The organism is Rhodococcus wratislaviensis (assembly GCF_041228765.1).
Classification (GTDB): domain Bacteria; phylum Actinomycetota; class Actinomycetes; order Mycobacteriales; family Mycobacteriaceae; genus Rhodococcus_F; species Rhodococcus_F wratislaviensis.
Genome location: NZ_CP150488.1, coordinates 3,790,877 through 3,806,344, shown reverse-complemented (window position 1 = coordinate 3,806,344; position 15,468 = coordinate 3,790,877). Strand labels below are relative to the sequence as shown.

At 69.5% G+C, this 15,468-nt stretch carries 14 protein-coding genes; 6 read left to right on the top strand and 8 right to left on the bottom strand.

Features of this window, described 5'->3' with window-relative positions:
- Positions 1–32 precede the first annotated feature (32 nt).
- The 4 genes from WKC72_RS17515 to WKC72_RS17500 all read left to right on the top strand — a co-directional run bounded on the left by WKC72_RS17515 (position 33) and on the right by WKC72_RS17500 (position 5,467).
- Positions 33–1,130 (top strand): polyprenyl synthetase family protein, encoded by a 1,098-nt coding sequence (locus WKC72_RS17515; protein WP_217999385.1) that lies wholly within the window; start codon positions 33–35, stop codon positions 1,128–1,130.
- A gap of 9 nt (positions 1,131–1,139) precedes the next feature.
- The gene (gene crtI, locus WKC72_RS17510; protein WP_370183645.1) at positions 1,140–2,792 is read left to right on the top strand and encodes a phytoene desaturase family protein; all 1,653 of its coding nucleotides are present in this window, start codon (positions 1,140–1,142) and stop codon (positions 2,790–2,792) included.
- 121 nt (positions 2,793–2,913) lie between these two features.
- Positions 2,914–4,518: an alpha-(1->6)-mannopyranosyltransferase A gene (locus WKC72_RS17505; RefSeq protein WP_037226695.1), complete on the top strand. Its 1,605-nt coding sequence runs from the start codon at positions 2,914–2,916 to the stop codon at positions 4,516–4,518.
- 7 nt (positions 4,519–4,525) lie between these two features.
- Positions 4,526–5,467: a phytoene/squalene synthase family protein gene (locus WKC72_RS17500; protein WP_370183642.1), complete on the top strand. Its 942-nt coding sequence runs from the start codon at positions 4,526–4,528 to the stop codon at positions 5,465–5,467.
- A gap of 7 nt (positions 5,468–5,474) precedes the next feature.
- Here WKC72_RS17500 and WKC72_RS17495 read toward each other — a convergent pair whose 3' ends face one another.
- Positions 5,475–5,843: an Rv2175c family DNA-binding protein gene (locus tag WKC72_RS17495; protein WP_037226623.1), complete on the bottom strand. Its 369-nt coding sequence runs from the start codon at positions 5,841–5,843 to the stop codon at positions 5,475–5,477.
- A gap of 110 nt (positions 5,844–5,953) precedes the next feature.
- Between WKC72_RS17495 and pknB the strand changes: the two genes are divergently transcribed.
- A complete protein-coding gene (pknB, locus tag WKC72_RS17490; protein WP_370183637.1) occupies positions 5,954–7,972 on the top strand; it encodes a Stk1 family PASTA domain-containing Ser/Thr kinase in 2,019 nt (672 codons plus the stop codon).
- A gap of 43 nt (positions 7,973–8,015) precedes the next feature.
- On the opposite strand, the gene WKC72_RS17485 is transcribed toward pknB, so the two are convergent.
- Both WKC72_RS17485 and WKC72_RS17480 read right to left on the bottom strand, forming a co-directional pair.
- A complete protein-coding gene (locus WKC72_RS17485; RefSeq protein WP_005247669.1) occupies positions 8,016–9,401 on the bottom strand; it encodes a class II 3-deoxy-7-phosphoheptulonate synthase in 1,386 nt (461 codons plus the stop codon).
- 42 nt (positions 9,402–9,443) lie between these two features.
- The gene (locus tag WKC72_RS17480) at positions 9,444–9,935 is read right to left on the bottom strand and encodes a polyadenylate-specific 3'-exoribonuclease AS (protein ID WP_037226619.1); all 492 of its coding nucleotides are present in this window, start codon (positions 9,933–9,935) and stop codon (positions 9,444–9,446) included.
- A 67-nt stretch (positions 9,936–10,002) separates the two neighbouring features.
- Between WKC72_RS17480 and WKC72_RS17475 the strand changes: the two genes are divergently transcribed.
- Complete coding sequence (locus tag WKC72_RS17475; protein WP_370183633.1) at positions 10,003–11,325, top strand: glycosyltransferase 87 family protein; 1,323 nt, start codon at positions 10,003–10,005, stop codon at positions 11,323–11,325.
- Between the two features lie 13 nt (positions 11,326–11,338).
- On the opposite strand, the gene WKC72_RS17470 is transcribed toward WKC72_RS17475, so the two are convergent.
- From WKC72_RS17470 to WKC72_RS17450, 5 genes are all read right to left on the bottom strand, one after another.
- A complete protein-coding gene (locus WKC72_RS17470) occupies positions 11,339–12,097 on the bottom strand; it encodes a 1-acyl-sn-glycerol-3-phosphate acyltransferase (protein WP_037226616.1) in 759 nt (252 codons plus the stop codon).
- A 130-nt stretch (positions 12,098–12,227) separates the two neighbouring features.
- Positions 12,228–13,241: an ROK family protein gene (locus WKC72_RS17465; protein ID WP_370183630.1), complete on the bottom strand. Its 1,014-nt coding sequence runs from the start codon at positions 13,239–13,241 to the stop codon at positions 12,228–12,230.
- A gap of 52 nt (positions 13,242–13,293) precedes the next feature.
- Entirely contained in the window at positions 13,294–13,686 is a 393-nt protein-coding gene (locus WKC72_RS17460) for a hypothetical protein (RefSeq protein WP_370183628.1), read from the bottom strand.
- Complete coding sequence (locus WKC72_RS17455) at positions 13,683–14,924, bottom strand: ArsA family ATPase (protein ID WP_112299740.1); 1,242 nt, start codon at positions 14,922–14,924, stop codon at positions 13,683–13,685. The genes WKC72_RS17460 and WKC72_RS17455 overlap by 4 nt, the downstream gene beginning before the upstream one ends.
- Entirely contained in the window at positions 14,921–15,358 is a 438-nt protein-coding gene (locus WKC72_RS17450; RefSeq protein WP_005247694.1) for an SRPBCC family protein, read from the bottom strand. The genes WKC72_RS17455 and WKC72_RS17450 overlap by 4 nt, the downstream gene beginning before the upstream one ends.
- Positions 15,359–15,468 lie beyond the last annotated feature (110 nt).

Here is a 15,468-nt window from a genome sequence, read left to right as displayed (position 1 = left end):
GCCGGTCTCGGCGCGCACGCGAGAATTCGATCCTGGAGGCAACACTGTCCGTTGGAACGCGCCCCGCCGCCCTCGCGGCCGAGGTCGAAAATGCGCTTCGCGACTTCTTCACCAGCAGGCAGGACCTCGTCGACTCCGTGGGCGGTGGTTACCGCGAGGCCGTGACCACCCTCGAAGACTTCGTCCTGCGCGGAGGCAAGCGGGTCCGGCCGGCCTTCGCCTGGACCGGCTGGATCGGGGCGGGCGGCGACGCTCGCGGCCCGGACGCCGGACCCGTGCTCCGCGCCTGCTCCGCGCTGGAACTGGTTCAGGCCTGTGCGCTCGTTCACGACGACATCATCGACGCCTCCACGACGCGCCGCGGGTTCCCCACCGTCCACGTGGAGTTCGCGGAACAGCACCGCGCCGGGGCGTGGAGCGGTGATTCCGCTCACTTCGGCGAGGGCGTCGCGATCCTCCTCGGCGATCTCGCGCTGGCCTGGGCCGACGACATGATCCGTGAGTCGGGCATCACCCCGGAGGCGTCGGCCCGCATCTCGCCCGTCTGGTCCGCGATGCGCACCGAGGTGCTCGGCGGACAGTTCCTCGACATCAGCAACGAGGCCCGGGCGGACGAATCGATCGACGCCGCCATGAAGGTGAATCGCTACAAGACGGCGGCGTACACCATCGAGCGGCCCCTGCACCTCGGTGCGGCGCTCGCAGGCGCCGACGAGACCCTGGTGTCGGCGTACCGCCGATTCGGCACCGACATCGGTATCGCCTTCCAGCTCCGCGACGACCTGCTGGGCGTGTTCGGGGATCCGGCCGTGACGGGCAAGCCCTCCGGCGACGACCTGCGGGCGGGCAAGCGCACCGTCCTGTTCGCGATGTCGCTGCAGCGCGCCGACGCCGACGACCCCGCGGCGGCCCGACTCCTCCGCGAGGGCATCGGTACCGATCTGTCCGATTCGGACGTCGACACCCTCCGGACCACGATCACCTCACTCGGCGCGGTCGCGGACGTGGAGAAGCAGATCGAGGACCTCGTCCAGAACGCGCTGTCGACGCTGGCGGCGAGCACCGCCACCAGCGAGGCGAAGCAGCAGCTCACCGAGATGGCCGTCGCCGCGACGCGCCGCGACTACTGAGGGTCCGGGATGGCCCGCGCGCTCCGGACGGTTCCCGGCCGCACCGATCACGTCGTCATCGTCGGTGCCGGCCTCGCCGGCCTCTCGGCCGCACTGCACCTCGCCGGATCAGGCAGGCGCGTCACCGTCCTCGAACGCGAGTCGTCACCGGGCGGCCGGGTGGGCACCTACCGCGGTCCCGGCTACGACATCGACAACGGTGCCACCGTCCTCACGATGCCCGAACTGGTGGGCGAGGCCCTCGCCGCCGTCGGCGCGGATTTCGCGTCCACCCGGCCGCCGCTCGTCCTGGAACGGCTGGCACCGGCGTATCACGCGCGGTTCGCCGACGGTTCGTCGCTGGACGTCCATTCCGACCCCGACGCGATGGTCGCCGAGGTCAGCCGGGTGTGCGGGCCGGAGGAGTCGGCCAGGTATCTGCGACTGCGGCGCTGGCTGGGCCGGATCTTCGACGCCGAATACCACCGCTTCATGGACGCGAACTTCGACTCCCCGCTGGATCTCGTCTCGTCCCCCGCGGCCGCGCGGGATCTGCTGACGCTCACCGCCCTGGGCGGGTTCGGCCGGCTCGGCGCCCGGGTCGACCGCACGATCACCGATCCGAGACTCCGCCGGATCTTCACGTTCCAGGCCCTGTACGCCGGGGTCGCTCCCGCCGAGGCCCTCGCGGTGTACGGCGCGATCGCCCACATGGACACCTCGCTCGGCGTCTACTTCCCCCAGGGCGGGATGCGCTCGATCGCGTTCGCCCTCGCCGACGCCCTCACCACCGCGGGCGGCGAGATCCTGTTCGACACCGAGGTCGCGGCACTCGAGCGAAACGGCGACCGCGTCGGCACCGTCGTCACGGCGGCGGATGAACGCATCGACTGCGACGCGCTGGTGCTCACCCCGGACACGGCCGTCGTCGACGCACTGCTCCGCCCGGTGACACGCCGGACCCCCCGCCGGGTGCGAGTGTCGCCGTCCGCCGTGGTCCTGCACGGGACCGTCCCCTCCGCGGTCGCGTCGCAGTGGGCCGCCCAACGGCACCACACCATCGACTTCGGTCACGCGTGGAAGCGGACGTTCGCGGAGATCACCGCTCGCGCGGGGCGCGGACGGCTGATGACGGACCCGTCGCTGCTGATCACCCGGCCCGCCCTGTCGGATCCGGGCCTGGTCGTGGACCGCGCGGGCACTCCCTCGGAACCGCTGTCGGTGCTGGCGCCCTGCCCGAACCTGCACAGCGCACCGCTGGAGTGGTCCTCGCTGACAGGCCCGTACGTGAACGAACTGCTGCGCGAACTCGAGACGCGCGGGTACAGCGGCATCGCGGAACATTTCACGATCGACCACGTCGACACCCCCCTCACGTGGCTCGGCAAGGGCATGGCCGCGGGCAGTCCGTTCGCGGCGGCGCACGTGTTCCGGCAGACCGGACCGTTCCGGCGCCCCAACCTGGTCAGGGGCCTGGACAACGTGGTGCTCGCCGGTTCCGGCACCGTCCCCGGCGTCGGAGTTCCGACCGTACTGCTGTCGGGGAAGCTCGCGGCCGCCCGCATCACCGGGCCCACCACGGCACGAAGTGCGGAAAGACCCACCACGGCACGAAGTGCGGAAAGACCCACCGCGGCACGAAGTGCGGAAAGACACACGAAAGCATCAAGTGCGGGAGGATAGGGCGAGGCGTGGCGGGAACTGGTGCCGGCAGCAATTAAACTGGGTCCTCGACCATGCGATGCGCACGACGACGAGCGCACCGACCGCAACCGAACTCACCTCGGGGGAGGAATCTGCACTCATGACGTCCTCTGCCCCGCAGGCGACCGTCGCCGCTGCGACGACCACGCCGCAGCGGTCGTGGCCCCAGACCACGGCCGACTTCCTCCGCAGCCCGGAGGGGCACGCCGCCATCCTCGGTTTCGCGGGTGCCGTGATGATCACGTTCGGTGGTTTCGGTGCGGGCAGCGTCCGCCGCGAGGACCCGCTCCTCGAGGCGATGCACCTGTCGTGGCTGCGGTTCGGTCACGGTCAGATCCTGTCGACGGTCATCGTCTGGGTGGGTGTCGTCGCCATGATCACGGCCTGGGTGCGGCTGGGCCGCGCCACGCTCGGCGGCGACGTCACCCTCAGGCAGTTGCGGATGGTCGTGCCGGTGTGGACGGCGCCGCTGCTGCTGGCCGTGCCGATGTTCAGCCGCGACGCCTACTCCTACCTGGCGCAGGGTGCGCTCCTGCGTGACGGGTTCGACCCCTACGCCGTCGGGCCGGTGGTCAACCCGGGAGTCCTCCTCGACAACGTCAGCAACGTGTGGACCACCACCACCGCGCCGTACGGTCCGCTGTTCCTGCTCCTCAGTCAGGGGATCACGGGGCTGACCGGCGACAACGTGATCGCCGGGACGATGCTTCTGCGGGTGACGATGCTGCCCGGACTCGCGCTGATGGTGTGGGGCGTGCCGCACCTCGCGCGGCACCTCGGCGGCAATCCGGCGATCGCCCTGTGGCTCGCCGTGCTCAACCCGCTGGTCCTCGTCCACCTCATCGGCGGTGTCCACAACGAACTGCTGATGGTCGGCCTGATGATCGCCGGCATCGCGCTCGTCCTCGAACGCCGCCATCTCGCCGGGATCGCCCTCGTCGCGGTCGCGGTCGCGATCAAGGCGACCGCCGGCGCCGCGCTGCCCTTCATGGTGTGGATCTGGATGCTCCACGAGAAGGAGAAGGCCGAGGCGGAAGGTCGCACACCCGCGTCTCCGCTCGCGTCGTTCGCGAAGACCGCGGGCGCGGGATTCGCCGTGTTCGTGGCCATCTTCGCGGCCGCGTCCGCCGTCGCCGGTGTCGGGCTCGGCTGGATGACCGCGCTGTCCGGGTCGAACAAGATCATCAACTGGTTGTCGCTGCCGACGATCCTCGCCCACATCGTGACGGTCGGAACGTCGTGGTTCGCGGAGCTGCGGCTGGGTGAGGTGCTGGCCGTCACCCGCCCGATCTGCGCGGTTGCCCTGGTCGCGATCGTGCTGGCGGCCTGGTGGCGCTACCGGAAGACCGAGCGTGACGCGATTCTCGGAATCCTCATCGTCCTGGTCGCGATCGTAATTCTGTCGCCCGCGGCGCTGCCCTGGTACTACTCGTGGCCGATCGCGATCGCCGCCGGTTTCGCGTTGTCGACGCGGACCCTGATGATCCTCGTCGGGCTGTCCACCTGGTTGATGCTGGTCTTCCAGCCCGACGGGTCGATCGGCCTCTACACGTTCCCGCACGTCGTGCTCGCGACGTTCGCCGCGGTCGTCGCGGCCGTATCGCTCCGCACGGTCGACCCGCTGCGGCTGCGGACACCCCGGCCCGTCGAGGAAGAGCGCACCTCCGACCTCGCAGGTGCCGCGACGTCGCCCCGCGTCGAATGACCGGTCGATGACCGAGCTGGCCGACAGTTACCGGTATTGCGGCGCGGTGACGGCGGAGCACGGTCGCACCTATCATCTCGCGACCCGGCTGCTTCCCGAGCGCCGCCGGGCCGCCGTGCATTCCCTCTACGGGTTCGCCCGGACGGTCGACGACATCGTGGACGTCGATCCCGGTCGGACGGCCGGCGACTGCGCCGCCGAACTCGATCGGATCGACGCGGCACTGCGTCTCGGCTTCACCTACCGGACCGCGGTCGGGCCGGATGCGTGCGCACCGGAGATGCGCCGGGTTCTCCCCGCGTTTCTCGACACCGTGGCGACCTTCGACATCCCGCACGACTATTTCTTCGCGTTCCTGCAATCCATGCGGATGGATGTTCCGGGGACTGCGGAGCATCGGGCCGAGTACGACACCATGACCGAGCTCCGGAAGTACATGTACGGATCGGCCGTCGTGATCGGGTTGCAGATGCTGCCGGTCCTCGGAACCACGGGGCCCCTCGCCGATGCCGAACCGCACGCTGCGGCTCTCGGTGAGGCGTTCCAGCTGACCAATTTTCTTCGCGACGTCGGCGAGGACCTGGATCGGGGCCGGGTCTATCTCCCGGCCGACGAACTGGGCGCGTTCGGCGTCGACACCGAACTTCTCGCGCACAGCCGCCGCAGCGGCACGACGGACCGGCGGATCGTGCGGGCTCTCGCCCATCTGATCTCGGTCACCCGGTCGGTGTACCGGGAGGCGGAACCGGGCATCGCGATGCTGGACCGACGGGTGCAACCGGGTATCCGGACCGCGTTCGTGCTGTATTCCCGCATTCTCGACGAGATCGAGCGAGGCGGTTACCGGGTTCTGGACCGGCGCGCCACCGTGTCCCGGAGAAACCGGTGGGCGACGGCGCTGCCTCAGTTCGCCCGGCTCGCGGTGCCTGCCCGTGGCCGGGTGCGGTGAGCGACGATCAGAATCCCATCGCCTGAGCGCGGCGGATCACTTCACGGGCGAGGTCGCCGTGCAGGGCCTGGACGGGTGTACCGGGCAGGCTGTCGTCCTCACGGAACAGCCACTGCAGGATTTCCTCGTCCTTGAATCCGCCGTCGTGCAGCACCGCGATGAGACCGGGCAGCCATTTGACGGTCTCGCCGGTCTCGTCGAAGAAGAGTTCGGGAACACCGAGGACGCCGTCGCGTCGGACGGCGATCAACTGCTGATCGCGCAGAAGCTGCTGCACACGGGTGACGGCCACACCGAGGTTCTTCGCGACGTCCACCAACTGGAGGAGCGAGACGGAAGGGTCCAGGACATCGTCACAGTAAGGGATGGCACTCACTCCCCTAACGTTATCTGGTCGCTTCCGGCGTGGCGCTACCGGTCGGTGTCGCTGGCTACGATTGAGGGGCGCGTCGCCGGGCTGCGCGCACTGACGGGGGAACGGACACTGTGCACGATGGAGGTCAACGTTTGATCGGCGAGCTGCTCGACCGGCGCTATCGGGTGGATGCCACGATCGCGCGTGGCGGCATGTCCACCGTCTACAGGGGGCTCGACACACGCCTCGACCGTCCGGTGGCCATCAAGGTGATGGATCCGCAGTTCGCGGCCGACCCGGCGTTCGTCACCCGGTTCGAATTCGAGGCCCGATCGGTCGCGCGCCTCAAGCACCCGTCGCTGGTCGCGGTCTACGACCAGGGGCACGACCGCGAGCACGCGTTCCTGGTGATGGAACTCGTCGACGGCGGAACGCTCCGCGAACTGCTGCGGGAACGCGGGCCCATGCCTCCGCACGCGGTGGCCGCGGTCGCGGGCCCGGTTCTCGACGCGCTCGCCGTCGCTCACCGGGCCGGTCTCGTGCACCGCGACGTCAAACCCGAGAACATCCTGATCTCCGACGGCGGTGAGGTGAAGATCGCCGACTTCGGTCTGGTGCGGGCCGCCGCCGCGTCGACCACCACGTCGAACAGTGTGATTCTGGGCACGGCGGCGTACCTGTCGCCGGAGCAGGTGACGTCCGGGATCGCGGACACCCGCAGCGACGTCTACTCCACCGGTGTCCTGCTGTTCGAACTCCTCACCGGACGGACACCGTTCACCGGGGACACGTCGTTGTCCGTCGCGTATCAGCGGATCAACCAGGACGTGCCGAGGCCGGGTTCGTTCATCGCGGGCGTGCCGCCCGAGTTCGACGAACTCGTCGCGGAGGCCACCCACCGGGAACCGTCGCACCGCTTCGCCAACGCCGAGCAGATGGGCTCGGCCCTGCGTGGCATCGCGGCGGCGCTCGACCTGCCCGCGTATCGGGTGCCCGCCCCGCGACGCTCGGCGCAGCACCTCAGCGCCGCGGCCGCCGCGAGCGCGCCGCCCCTGGGCGCGCCGCCGGGGCCCGTCGCACCGCCCACGGTGCACCTTCCCCCCGCCGCGCCGCTGTCGCCGCCCAGCCCGCTGCCTGCGCAGCCCGGTGTCCAGCACACGCGGGTCGTCACCACCCAGACTCCACGCCCGCCGATCGACGAACCGTCGTTCGCGGCGGAGGACGAGCCCGACGACGGCTATCACTACCCTGACTTCGCCGCCGAACGGCAGCGGTCGCGCCGGACCACGATCGTGTGGCTGCTCGTGATCCTGATGCTCGCCCTGGCGGTCGGTTTCGGTGGCTGGTGGATGGGTTCGGGCCGGTTCACCGCGGTCCCGACCACCGACGGTCTCGATCGCGGTGCGGCGGTGACGGCGATCGAAGCGGCCGGTCTGTCCACGGAGATCCGGGGGAAGTACTCCGACACGGCGGCGCTCGACACGGTGCTGGGCACCGATCCCACCGGCGGCTCGCGGATCTCCCGCGACGGCACGGTGGCCCTCCTCGTCTCCCTCGGGAGACCGACCGTCCCGCCCCTACCTGCGGGCGGTGAGCGCGCCGGAATCGAACAGGAACTGCGGAACCGCACGTTCACCCCGGTCGACGGCGGTCAGGCGTTCAGCGCGAAGGTCCCGATCGGTGCGGTGGCCGCACTCGACCCGGCTCCGGGCACCGAGCTCGCGACCGGTTCCACGGTCAAACTGATCGTCAGCAAAGGTGCACCGCCGGTAGACGTTCCCGACGTGAAGGGCATGTCGGAAGCCGAGGCGCGCACCTCACTCGAGGCGGTGGGCATCGTCGTGCAGGACGTCACGACGGACTTCGACCGCACTGTCGCAGCCGGAGACGCGATCGCCACCAGCCCGAAGGCTGGCACCAGCGTCAATGCGGGCACCAGCGTCACGTTGAGTGTGTCGAATGCGGTCCGAGTTCCGTCGATGCTGGGCCGGACGGTCGGATCCGCGCGCGACGAACTGAGCCGCCTCGGACTCGACGTGAAGGTGCGTTCGGTGACCGACACGGACAGGTCGTTCGTCATCAGCCAGAACCCGGGCAGCGGCGACCTCGTGAAGCCCGGAAGCACGGTCACCCTGGTCTCACTGCCCTGACCCCGCGGGAGCAGGGCAGTGAGGGTCCGAATGATGCGGGCGATCAGCCGCGCAGCATCTCCGCGACGAGGAACGCCAGTTCCAGCGACTGCTGGGTGTTGAGACGGGGGTCGCACGCCGTCTCGTAGCGACCGGACAGGTCGAGGTCGGAGATGTCCTGCGCGCCGCCGAGGCATTCGGTGACGTTCTCACCGGTGAGCTCGACGTGGATGCCGCCCGGGTAGGTGCCGAGACCGTTGTGGACCTCGAAGAATCCCTGGACCTCGTCGACGATGCGGTCGAAGTGGCGGGTCTTGTACCCGGTGGACGCCTCGTGCGTGTTGCCGTGCATCGGGTCGCACTGCCAGATCACCTGGTGACCGGTGGCCTGGACCTTCTCGATGATGGGCGGCAGCAGGTCGCGGACCTTGTTGTTGCCCATGCGCGAGATCAGGGTGAGGCGACCCGGCTTGTTGGTGGGGTCGAGGCGCTCGACGTATTCGACCGCCATCTCCGGTGTCGTGCTGGGTCCGATCTTCAGGCCGATCGGGTTCGACACGAGTTCGGCGAACGCGATGTGCGCTCCGTCGAGCTGGCGGGTGCGGTCGCCGATCCACAGGAAGTGCGCGGACAGGTCGTACAGCTTGGCGTGGTCGTCGTCGTTGTCGAGGCGCAGCATCGCGCGTTCGTAGTCGAGGACGAGCGCCTCGTGGCTGGCGAAGATCTGCGCGTGGTGGAGGCTGGGATCGGTGACGCCGCAGGCGTTCATGAACTGCAGCCCGCGGTCGATCTCCGCGGCGAGTGCCTCGTACCGGGCCCCGGCCGGCGACGACGCCACGAATTCGCGGTTCCAGTCGTGCACCTTGTGCAGGTCGGCCATGCCCGCGCCGGTGAGCGCGCGGACCAGGTTCATCGCGGCGCTGGCGTTGGCGTATGCCCGCACGAGCCGCGACGGGTCGTGGGCGCGCACGGCCTCGTCCGCGACGAGGGAGTTGATCATGTCGCCGCGGTACGACTGCAGGCCCAGGGCGTCGACGTTCGACGACCGCGGCTTGGCGTACTGACCGGCGATGCGGGCGACCTTGACGACGGGCAGGCTCGCTCCGTACGTCAGGACGACGGCCATCTGCAGCAGCGTGCGGATGTTGCCCTTGATGTGCGGCTCGGTGTTGTCGGCGAACGTCTCCGCGCAGTCACCGCCCTGGAGGAGGAACGCCTCGCCGCGCGCGACCTGGGCCAGCTTCTCCTGCAGGGCCACGACCTCGCTGGCCACCGTGATCGGCGGCACGCTCTCGAGGACGGTCCGCATCGCGGCGGCCTGACCCTCGGGCCATTGCGGCTGCTGGGCAGCGGGCTTGGCCAGCGCTGCGTCGAGACGCTCACGCATCTCGGTGGGGAGCGGCGGGAGTTCGGGCAAGCGGTCGATCGGCACGTCGACAGTCCAGTTCACCCATACAGGATATTCGCTCGACCGGAGCGATGGCGAGTCAGGTCACCGCAGTGACCGCGCCGCCTGAACTGCCTCGAACTTCGCCAGGTTGTGCCGGGCGTCGGCGAGGGCGTCGTGAGCGTCATCCGGTGCAGGTGGGAGGGTCGGGCTCCCGTGCTCCTCCCAGTACTGGCGGAGTTCCCGCGTGTACCGGGGCAGCGACTGCGGCAGCTCCGTCATGTCCCCCCACAACTGGCAGAGGGCGACGTGGTCGTAGGCGGCCACCCACGCCCACAGCTCGGGGACGATGCCGGGCCGGGGAATCAGGAACGCGTAGAGGTCGTCGCGAATGCGGGCGCGGCTCTTCCAGAGAGGCGACGACGGCTGCGGCAGCTTCGGCAGCACGTTCCTGCGCACCCACTTGCCCGCACGGTGGGGATCGAACTCGGTGGACACCGCGTAGAATTCACGTCCGTCCTCTGCGACCACCCCGATCGACACCAGGTCGATCGTGCGACCATCCTCGATGAACTCGCAGTCGTAGAAGTAACGCACGCCCGCAAACTATGCCTCACCCGTTGGCGTCATCCGGATCCACCCCTACCTCGTGAAGGAGGCCTCGGTGCGCGCAACCTCCGACGGTCGACAGTCCGCCGCCCCTGTCGCGGACCCGCTCGACCCCCCGCGGGTGCCTCTGCATCTCCGCGTCGGAGGTCTACTCGTCCGAGTCCTCGTCCTCGCCGGGCTCGCGGTCGGATTCGCGTACAACCTGCTCGGACTGCCCGGCCTGCGGGACTTCGGCAGCTACTACCGGCTGGATCTCGACGTCTACCGCCTGGGCGGATCGGTGTTCCTGCACGGACCGACCCTGTACGGGTCGATGCCGGCCACCCAGATGGGCAACTTCCTGCCGTTCACGTACCCGCCGCTCGCCGCCGTCGTCTTCAGTCCGCTGTCGACGGTGTCGCTGGCGACGGCCGGGACCGTCGTGACGGTGTTGTCGTTGATCGCGCTGTTCGGCGTTCTCGTCGTCACGCTCGACTCGCTGGGCATCGCACCCCGCACCACGCTGGTGTGGACGGCCCTCGGTGCGCTCGCGGTGTCGATGGCCCTCGAACCCGTCTCGTCGACCCTGGATTACGGGCAGATCAACATCCTGCTGATGCTGCTGGTCGCGGCGGACTGCCTGCCGAAGAGAACGCCGTGGCCCCGCGGCGTGCTGATCGGCCTCGCCGCGGCGGTGAAGCTGACGCCTGCCGTGTTCGTCGTGTACTTCCTGGTGCGCAAGGACTTTCGCTCCGCCGTCGTGACCGCGGTCAGCTTCCTCGCGTTCAGTGCCGTGGGCGCGATCGCGACGTGGAACGACTCCGTCACCTACTGGACGCACACCCTCTTCGATTCCGATCGGATCGGCACACCGGCATATCCGGCGAACCAGAGCATCACGGGTGTGCTGGCCCGGCTCGGCCTGAGCGACTCGGTGCGAACCCCGATCTGGCTGCTGCTGAGCGTCTTGGTTCTCGCACTCGTCGTTCTCGCGATGGTGCGGGCGCTCCGATCCGGTGAGACCGCGCTCGGGCTCGGACTCAACGCCGTCCTCGGGCTGCTCGTCTCCCCCGTGTCCTGGTCGCACCACTGGGTGTGGTCGGTGCCGGTGATCCTCGTGCTCGGGGTCCTCGCGTACCGTCGCCAGAGCGTCGCCCTGGCGGTCACGGCCGTGGCCGGCGTCGTCGTCGTGAGGCTCGCCGCGCACTGGAAACTCGGGGTGGGCCGCTGGAGCGGAACCCACTGGAACCTGTGGGATCAGTTCCTGGCGTCGTCGTACGTGTGGTGGGGACTCGCGGTTGTGCTGGTCGCGATCGTCGCGTTTCGCACCCGCCCCTCACAGTCCGACGAGGACGATCGGTCGGAGACCTCCGACGATCTCACCGTCCCCGTCGGCTGAGAGGCTACGGCGGTCAGCTCGCCCGCGTGTCCGGCAGACGGGTGACGGTGGTGGCGTCGCTCGCCGGCGCCACGTCGGCCACCGAGGCGTCGGCGGTGGGCGCCTTCTTCTTCAGCGTGGCCGCGTAGATGTCGACGTATTCCTGCCCCGACAGCTTCATCAGCTTGTACATGACCTCGTCGGTGACGGCCCGCTCGACGAACCGGTTGCCGCCCATGCCCTCGAAACGCGAGAAGTCGATGGGCTCACCGACGCGGATGGTCACCTTCGAGGGACGCCACACCCGGGAGCCGATCGGGTTGACCTTCTCCGTTCCGATCATCGCGACCGGGATGACCTTCACACCGGACTCGAGCGCCATGCGGGCCAGGCCCGTCTTGCCCTTGTAGAGGCGGCCGTCGGGCGACCGGGTGCCCTCCGGGTAGATGCCCAGCAGCTTGCCCTGCGAGAGGACCCGCAACCCGGCGTTCAATGCGTCCTGCGCGGCGTCGGCGCCCGTCCGGTCGATCGGCACCTGGCCGACCACCGAGAAGAACCAGCGCTGGAAAGCGCCCTTGAGTCCCGTCCCGGTGAAGTACTCGCTCTTGGCGAGAAAAGTGATCCTCCGCGGCACACGCAACGGCAGGAAGAACGAATCCAGCACGGCCTGATGGTTACTCGCCAAGATGGCCCCACCCTCCGCCGGAATGTTCTCCGTACCCTCCACGGTCGGCCTACCCAGCCCCCAGAGAACCGGCCCCAAAAACACGTACTTGAAGAGCCAGTACCACATGGCGTCCCTCCCGTTCACAACCCAAGCTTCGTTCGGGTCGACTCTACTTCGGGTGGGTGAGGGTCGCTACACACGGCCGGGAGGCCCGCACAGCATCACACTCTGCGGGTTTACAGCGACGGGCCGGACGTCAACCCACCCGATCGGGCAGGACGGCCCGAGCGAGTTCCGCCGCTCCGATCATGCCCGCCGCCTCCCCCAGCTGGGTCGGCCGGATGCGGGCCAGCGGCCGGTGCCCGGCCCCCGTCGTCAGCGCCGCGTAGTGCTCGCGGGCCTCGTCGATGAACAGCGGTGAGGAACTCGCGACCCCGCCGGCGATCACGACGAGATCCGGGTCGTACACGTCCCCGATGAGCGCCAGGCCGACACCGAGCCACCGGGCGAACTTCCGCATGGTCTCCAGTGCCAGCGGATCGCCGTCCTGTGCCGCGCCCGCGATCCGCCGGCCCGTGAGCACACCGGGATCGACCGCCACCTCCCGCGCCAGGACGGTCGACGTCGCCGGATCCGCGGCCAGAAGTTCGATCGCGGTGTCGACGAGGGCCGTCCCGCTGCAGTACCGCTCCCAGCAGCCGTGCTTGCCGCACGCGCACGGGCGTCCGTCGGGGACCACCTGGATGTGGCCGAGTTCGGGTGCGACGCCGTGGCTGCCCCGGTACAGCCGACCGTCCGCGAGGAGCGCCGCCCCGATACCCGTGCCGATCGCGAGCATCACCACGTTCCGGCCGCCCGCTGCCGCACCGAACCGGTGCTCGGCCCACGCCGCCGCGTTCACGTCGTGTTCGAGGATCACCGGCAGCCCGAGACGCTGCCCGAGGTCCCGGCCGACGGGCGCACCCACCCACGGAAGATGCGGCGCGAACCGCACCGTCGTGCGGTCGGGGGTGATGAACCCGGCCACCGCCAGCCCCACCGCGGCGACCTCGTGCCGTGCGGACAGCTCCCGGACCGCGCGGTCCAGGCCGTTTTCGAGTGCCTTCGCCGACGCCGGGGTCGGTGACTGGAGCGAATCGAGCACCTCGCCGGCCGAGTCGACCACCGACGCACGGATGCTCGTTCCACCCACGTCGATGCCGATGGTCAGCGCCGCGCTGCCGCCACGTTCGCTGCCCGTGCCTGTGCTCATGGAGATGATTGTGCCCATGCCGGATCGCCGACGTGCAGGAGTCCGGCGATCCCGCGCGCGCGAGGCACGCTCAATGCTTGATGGTGACCGAGATCGGCTCGAACGCAGAGCCGCCTTCGGGTTCGGACGGTCCACCGCCGGGGCCGGGTTCCGGAGCGTCGGGGGCCGGGGTGTCGTGAACGGCGTGCTCGTCGAGGACCTGCCGCAGCACCGCGATCAACACGGACGCCTGGCCGGCGAGCAGGGTCACGAGATCGTGCTGCTCGCCACGGATCAGAGCCGCGAGTGCGCACACCGGGCACCACGTGCATCCCGACCACTGTCCGGTTCCGGGCGGCGTTCCCTCGGCGTCCGTCTGGGCGTGCGGCGCCGCCGCGCGCTGGAGAATCGGCTCGAGACGGTCCAGGGCGGTCTCGGCGAGCGCCCGCAGCTCCGCCACCAGCTGCGCGTGGTCGTCGGTCATACCGGCCACACCTGCGGGTCGGGCGTGAAGCGCACGACCAGATCACTTCCGTCGAGTTCTGCGCCCGCGACGACGCACCGGCGCAGGACCGAGGCGAGGCGTACCCGGCGGCGCACCCCTTCAGCTCCCACGACCAAGTCGTCCTCCACTCGACCCAACGTGAGGGTCGACGGGTTCACGAGCGGCAGATACATCCGCATCGTGTACACAGAATCCACACCGGCCCCCGATTCCAGCCCCACCCGCACCGCAGGTGGGTTCTTCCCCAACACCGCAACCGCGTCCGTGTCGTCGGCATACAACTCCCGGGCGATACCGCCGAGATCGGCCCACCCTACCGGCTCCGTCACCGACCGGGTCACCGAGAGGATCACCGTGGTACCCGCGGAGGCGGTCAGCTCGGCGAGCACCCGCTGCTGCAGGGCTCGCCGTCTGATCAACCATGCCACACCGGGATCGTCGTGTCCTGCCGGCGAATCGAAGTGCGGCAGAAGGTTGTTCACGAGGATTGCATCGACGCGCAGGCCGGACAGCGCGGCCACCGCCACGGTGCGCCGGGTCTCCGTCAGCACCACCCGCTCCGGTGTCGTCACCAGTCGCACAGTGGTTTTCGCCCGGTTCGCGAGCATCTCCCGGACCTCGCCGACCGCGGCGACGACCTGTTCGATCAGCGACACCAGCATGACGAGGCGGGGATCGGACCCCAGGAGCGCGACGATGCGGCGGTGCTGCGGCCACACCCGCTCGATGTACTCGAGAGCCATCGCAGGCGCGGCGAGCGTCCGCAGACAGTCCGCGGTGGGCGGGCAGTCGACCACGACGGCGTCGTAGTCGCCCTCGGTGGCGAACCGGACGATCTCCCGCAGCCCGAGCACGTCCTGCACGCCGGGAAGCCCGGTCAGCTCCTCCGGTTCGAGCGCGGACAACTGGGCGCCGTGATCGTGTGTTCCGGCGGCCGCGAGAACCGCTGTCAGACCCCGGAATCTGTCCTCGAGCAACGTGAGGGTGTCGAGTTCGAGGACGTCGAGCCTGTCGGTCACGGACACGAGGTCCCGGGCGGCGGCGATCCCGATCACGTCGGCGAGGGAGTGCGCCTGGTCGAGCGAGACGAGGAGAGTCCGGCTGCCCGCCTCTGCGGCCGCCTGCGCCGTCGCAGCCGCGAGCGTCGTCTTGCCGACGCCCCCCTTCCCTACGAAGAACTGGACCCGCGCAGGTCCGGCACTGCCCTCGCTGCTCAGCCTTCCACCCGTTTCTTGAGTTCCTTGAGCGCGGTGTCGGTGATCGCCTTCTCGGCCTTGCGCTTGAACAGGCCGATCATCGGAATGGTCAGGTCGACGGTGAGCTCGTAGGTGACGGTGGTGCCGCCGCCCGGCTCGTCCTCGAGCACGTACGAACCGAACTGCGACTTCTGTATCTCACCGGACTCGAGCTCCCAGCTGACGGACTTGCCGTCGGGCGCCCAGTCATAGCGGAGTACGTACGTGTCCTTGACCATGCCCGCGTCGAGCACGAACCGCACCCGGTCGGCCCGGCCGCCCTGTCCGGGTTCCATGACCTCGACGGACTTCGCGGCGGCCACCCACGCTGGGTACGCGTCGAAGTCGGCGATCACATCCATCACCCGGGCGGGCGGCGCCTCGATACTGATCGACCTCTTGGTCCTCTCGGGCATGGAGTGAACGCTTCCTTTCGCCTGGCCAACCCGCTCGTCGATCGCGGGGCCACGCCGTTACCGGTTTCGTATGTCTGTGTTGTGCCCGACTATCACACACGATCTCGGCG

Coding starts and splice junctions, on each gene's coding strand:
- crtI (WP_370183645.1), top strand. CDS start 1,140: ATGGCCCGCGCGCTCCGGACGGTTCCCGGCCGCACCGATCACGTCGTC.
- WKC72_RS17505 (WP_037226695.1), top strand. CDS start 2,914: ATGACGTCCTCTGCCCCGCAGGCGACCGTCGCCGCTGCGACGACCACG.
- WKC72_RS17500 (WP_370183642.1), top strand. CDS start 4,526: ATGACCGAGCTGGCCGACAGTTACCGGTATTGCGGCGCGGTGACGGCG.
- WKC72_RS17470 (WP_037226616.1), bottom strand. CDS start 12,097: ATGTGGTACTGGCTCTTCAAGTACGTGTTTTTGGGGCCGGTTCTCTGG.
- WKC72_RS17465 (WP_370183630.1), bottom strand. CDS start 13,241: ATGGGCACAATCATCTCCATGAGCACAGGCACGGGCAGCGAACGTGGC.
- WKC72_RS17460 (WP_370183628.1), bottom strand. CDS start 13,686: ATGACCGACGACCACGCGCAGCTGGTGGCGGAGCTGCGGGCGCTCGCC.
- WKC72_RS17450 (WP_005247694.1), bottom strand. CDS start 15,358: ATGCCCGAGAGGACCAAGAGGTCGATCAGTATCGAGGCGCCGCCCGCC.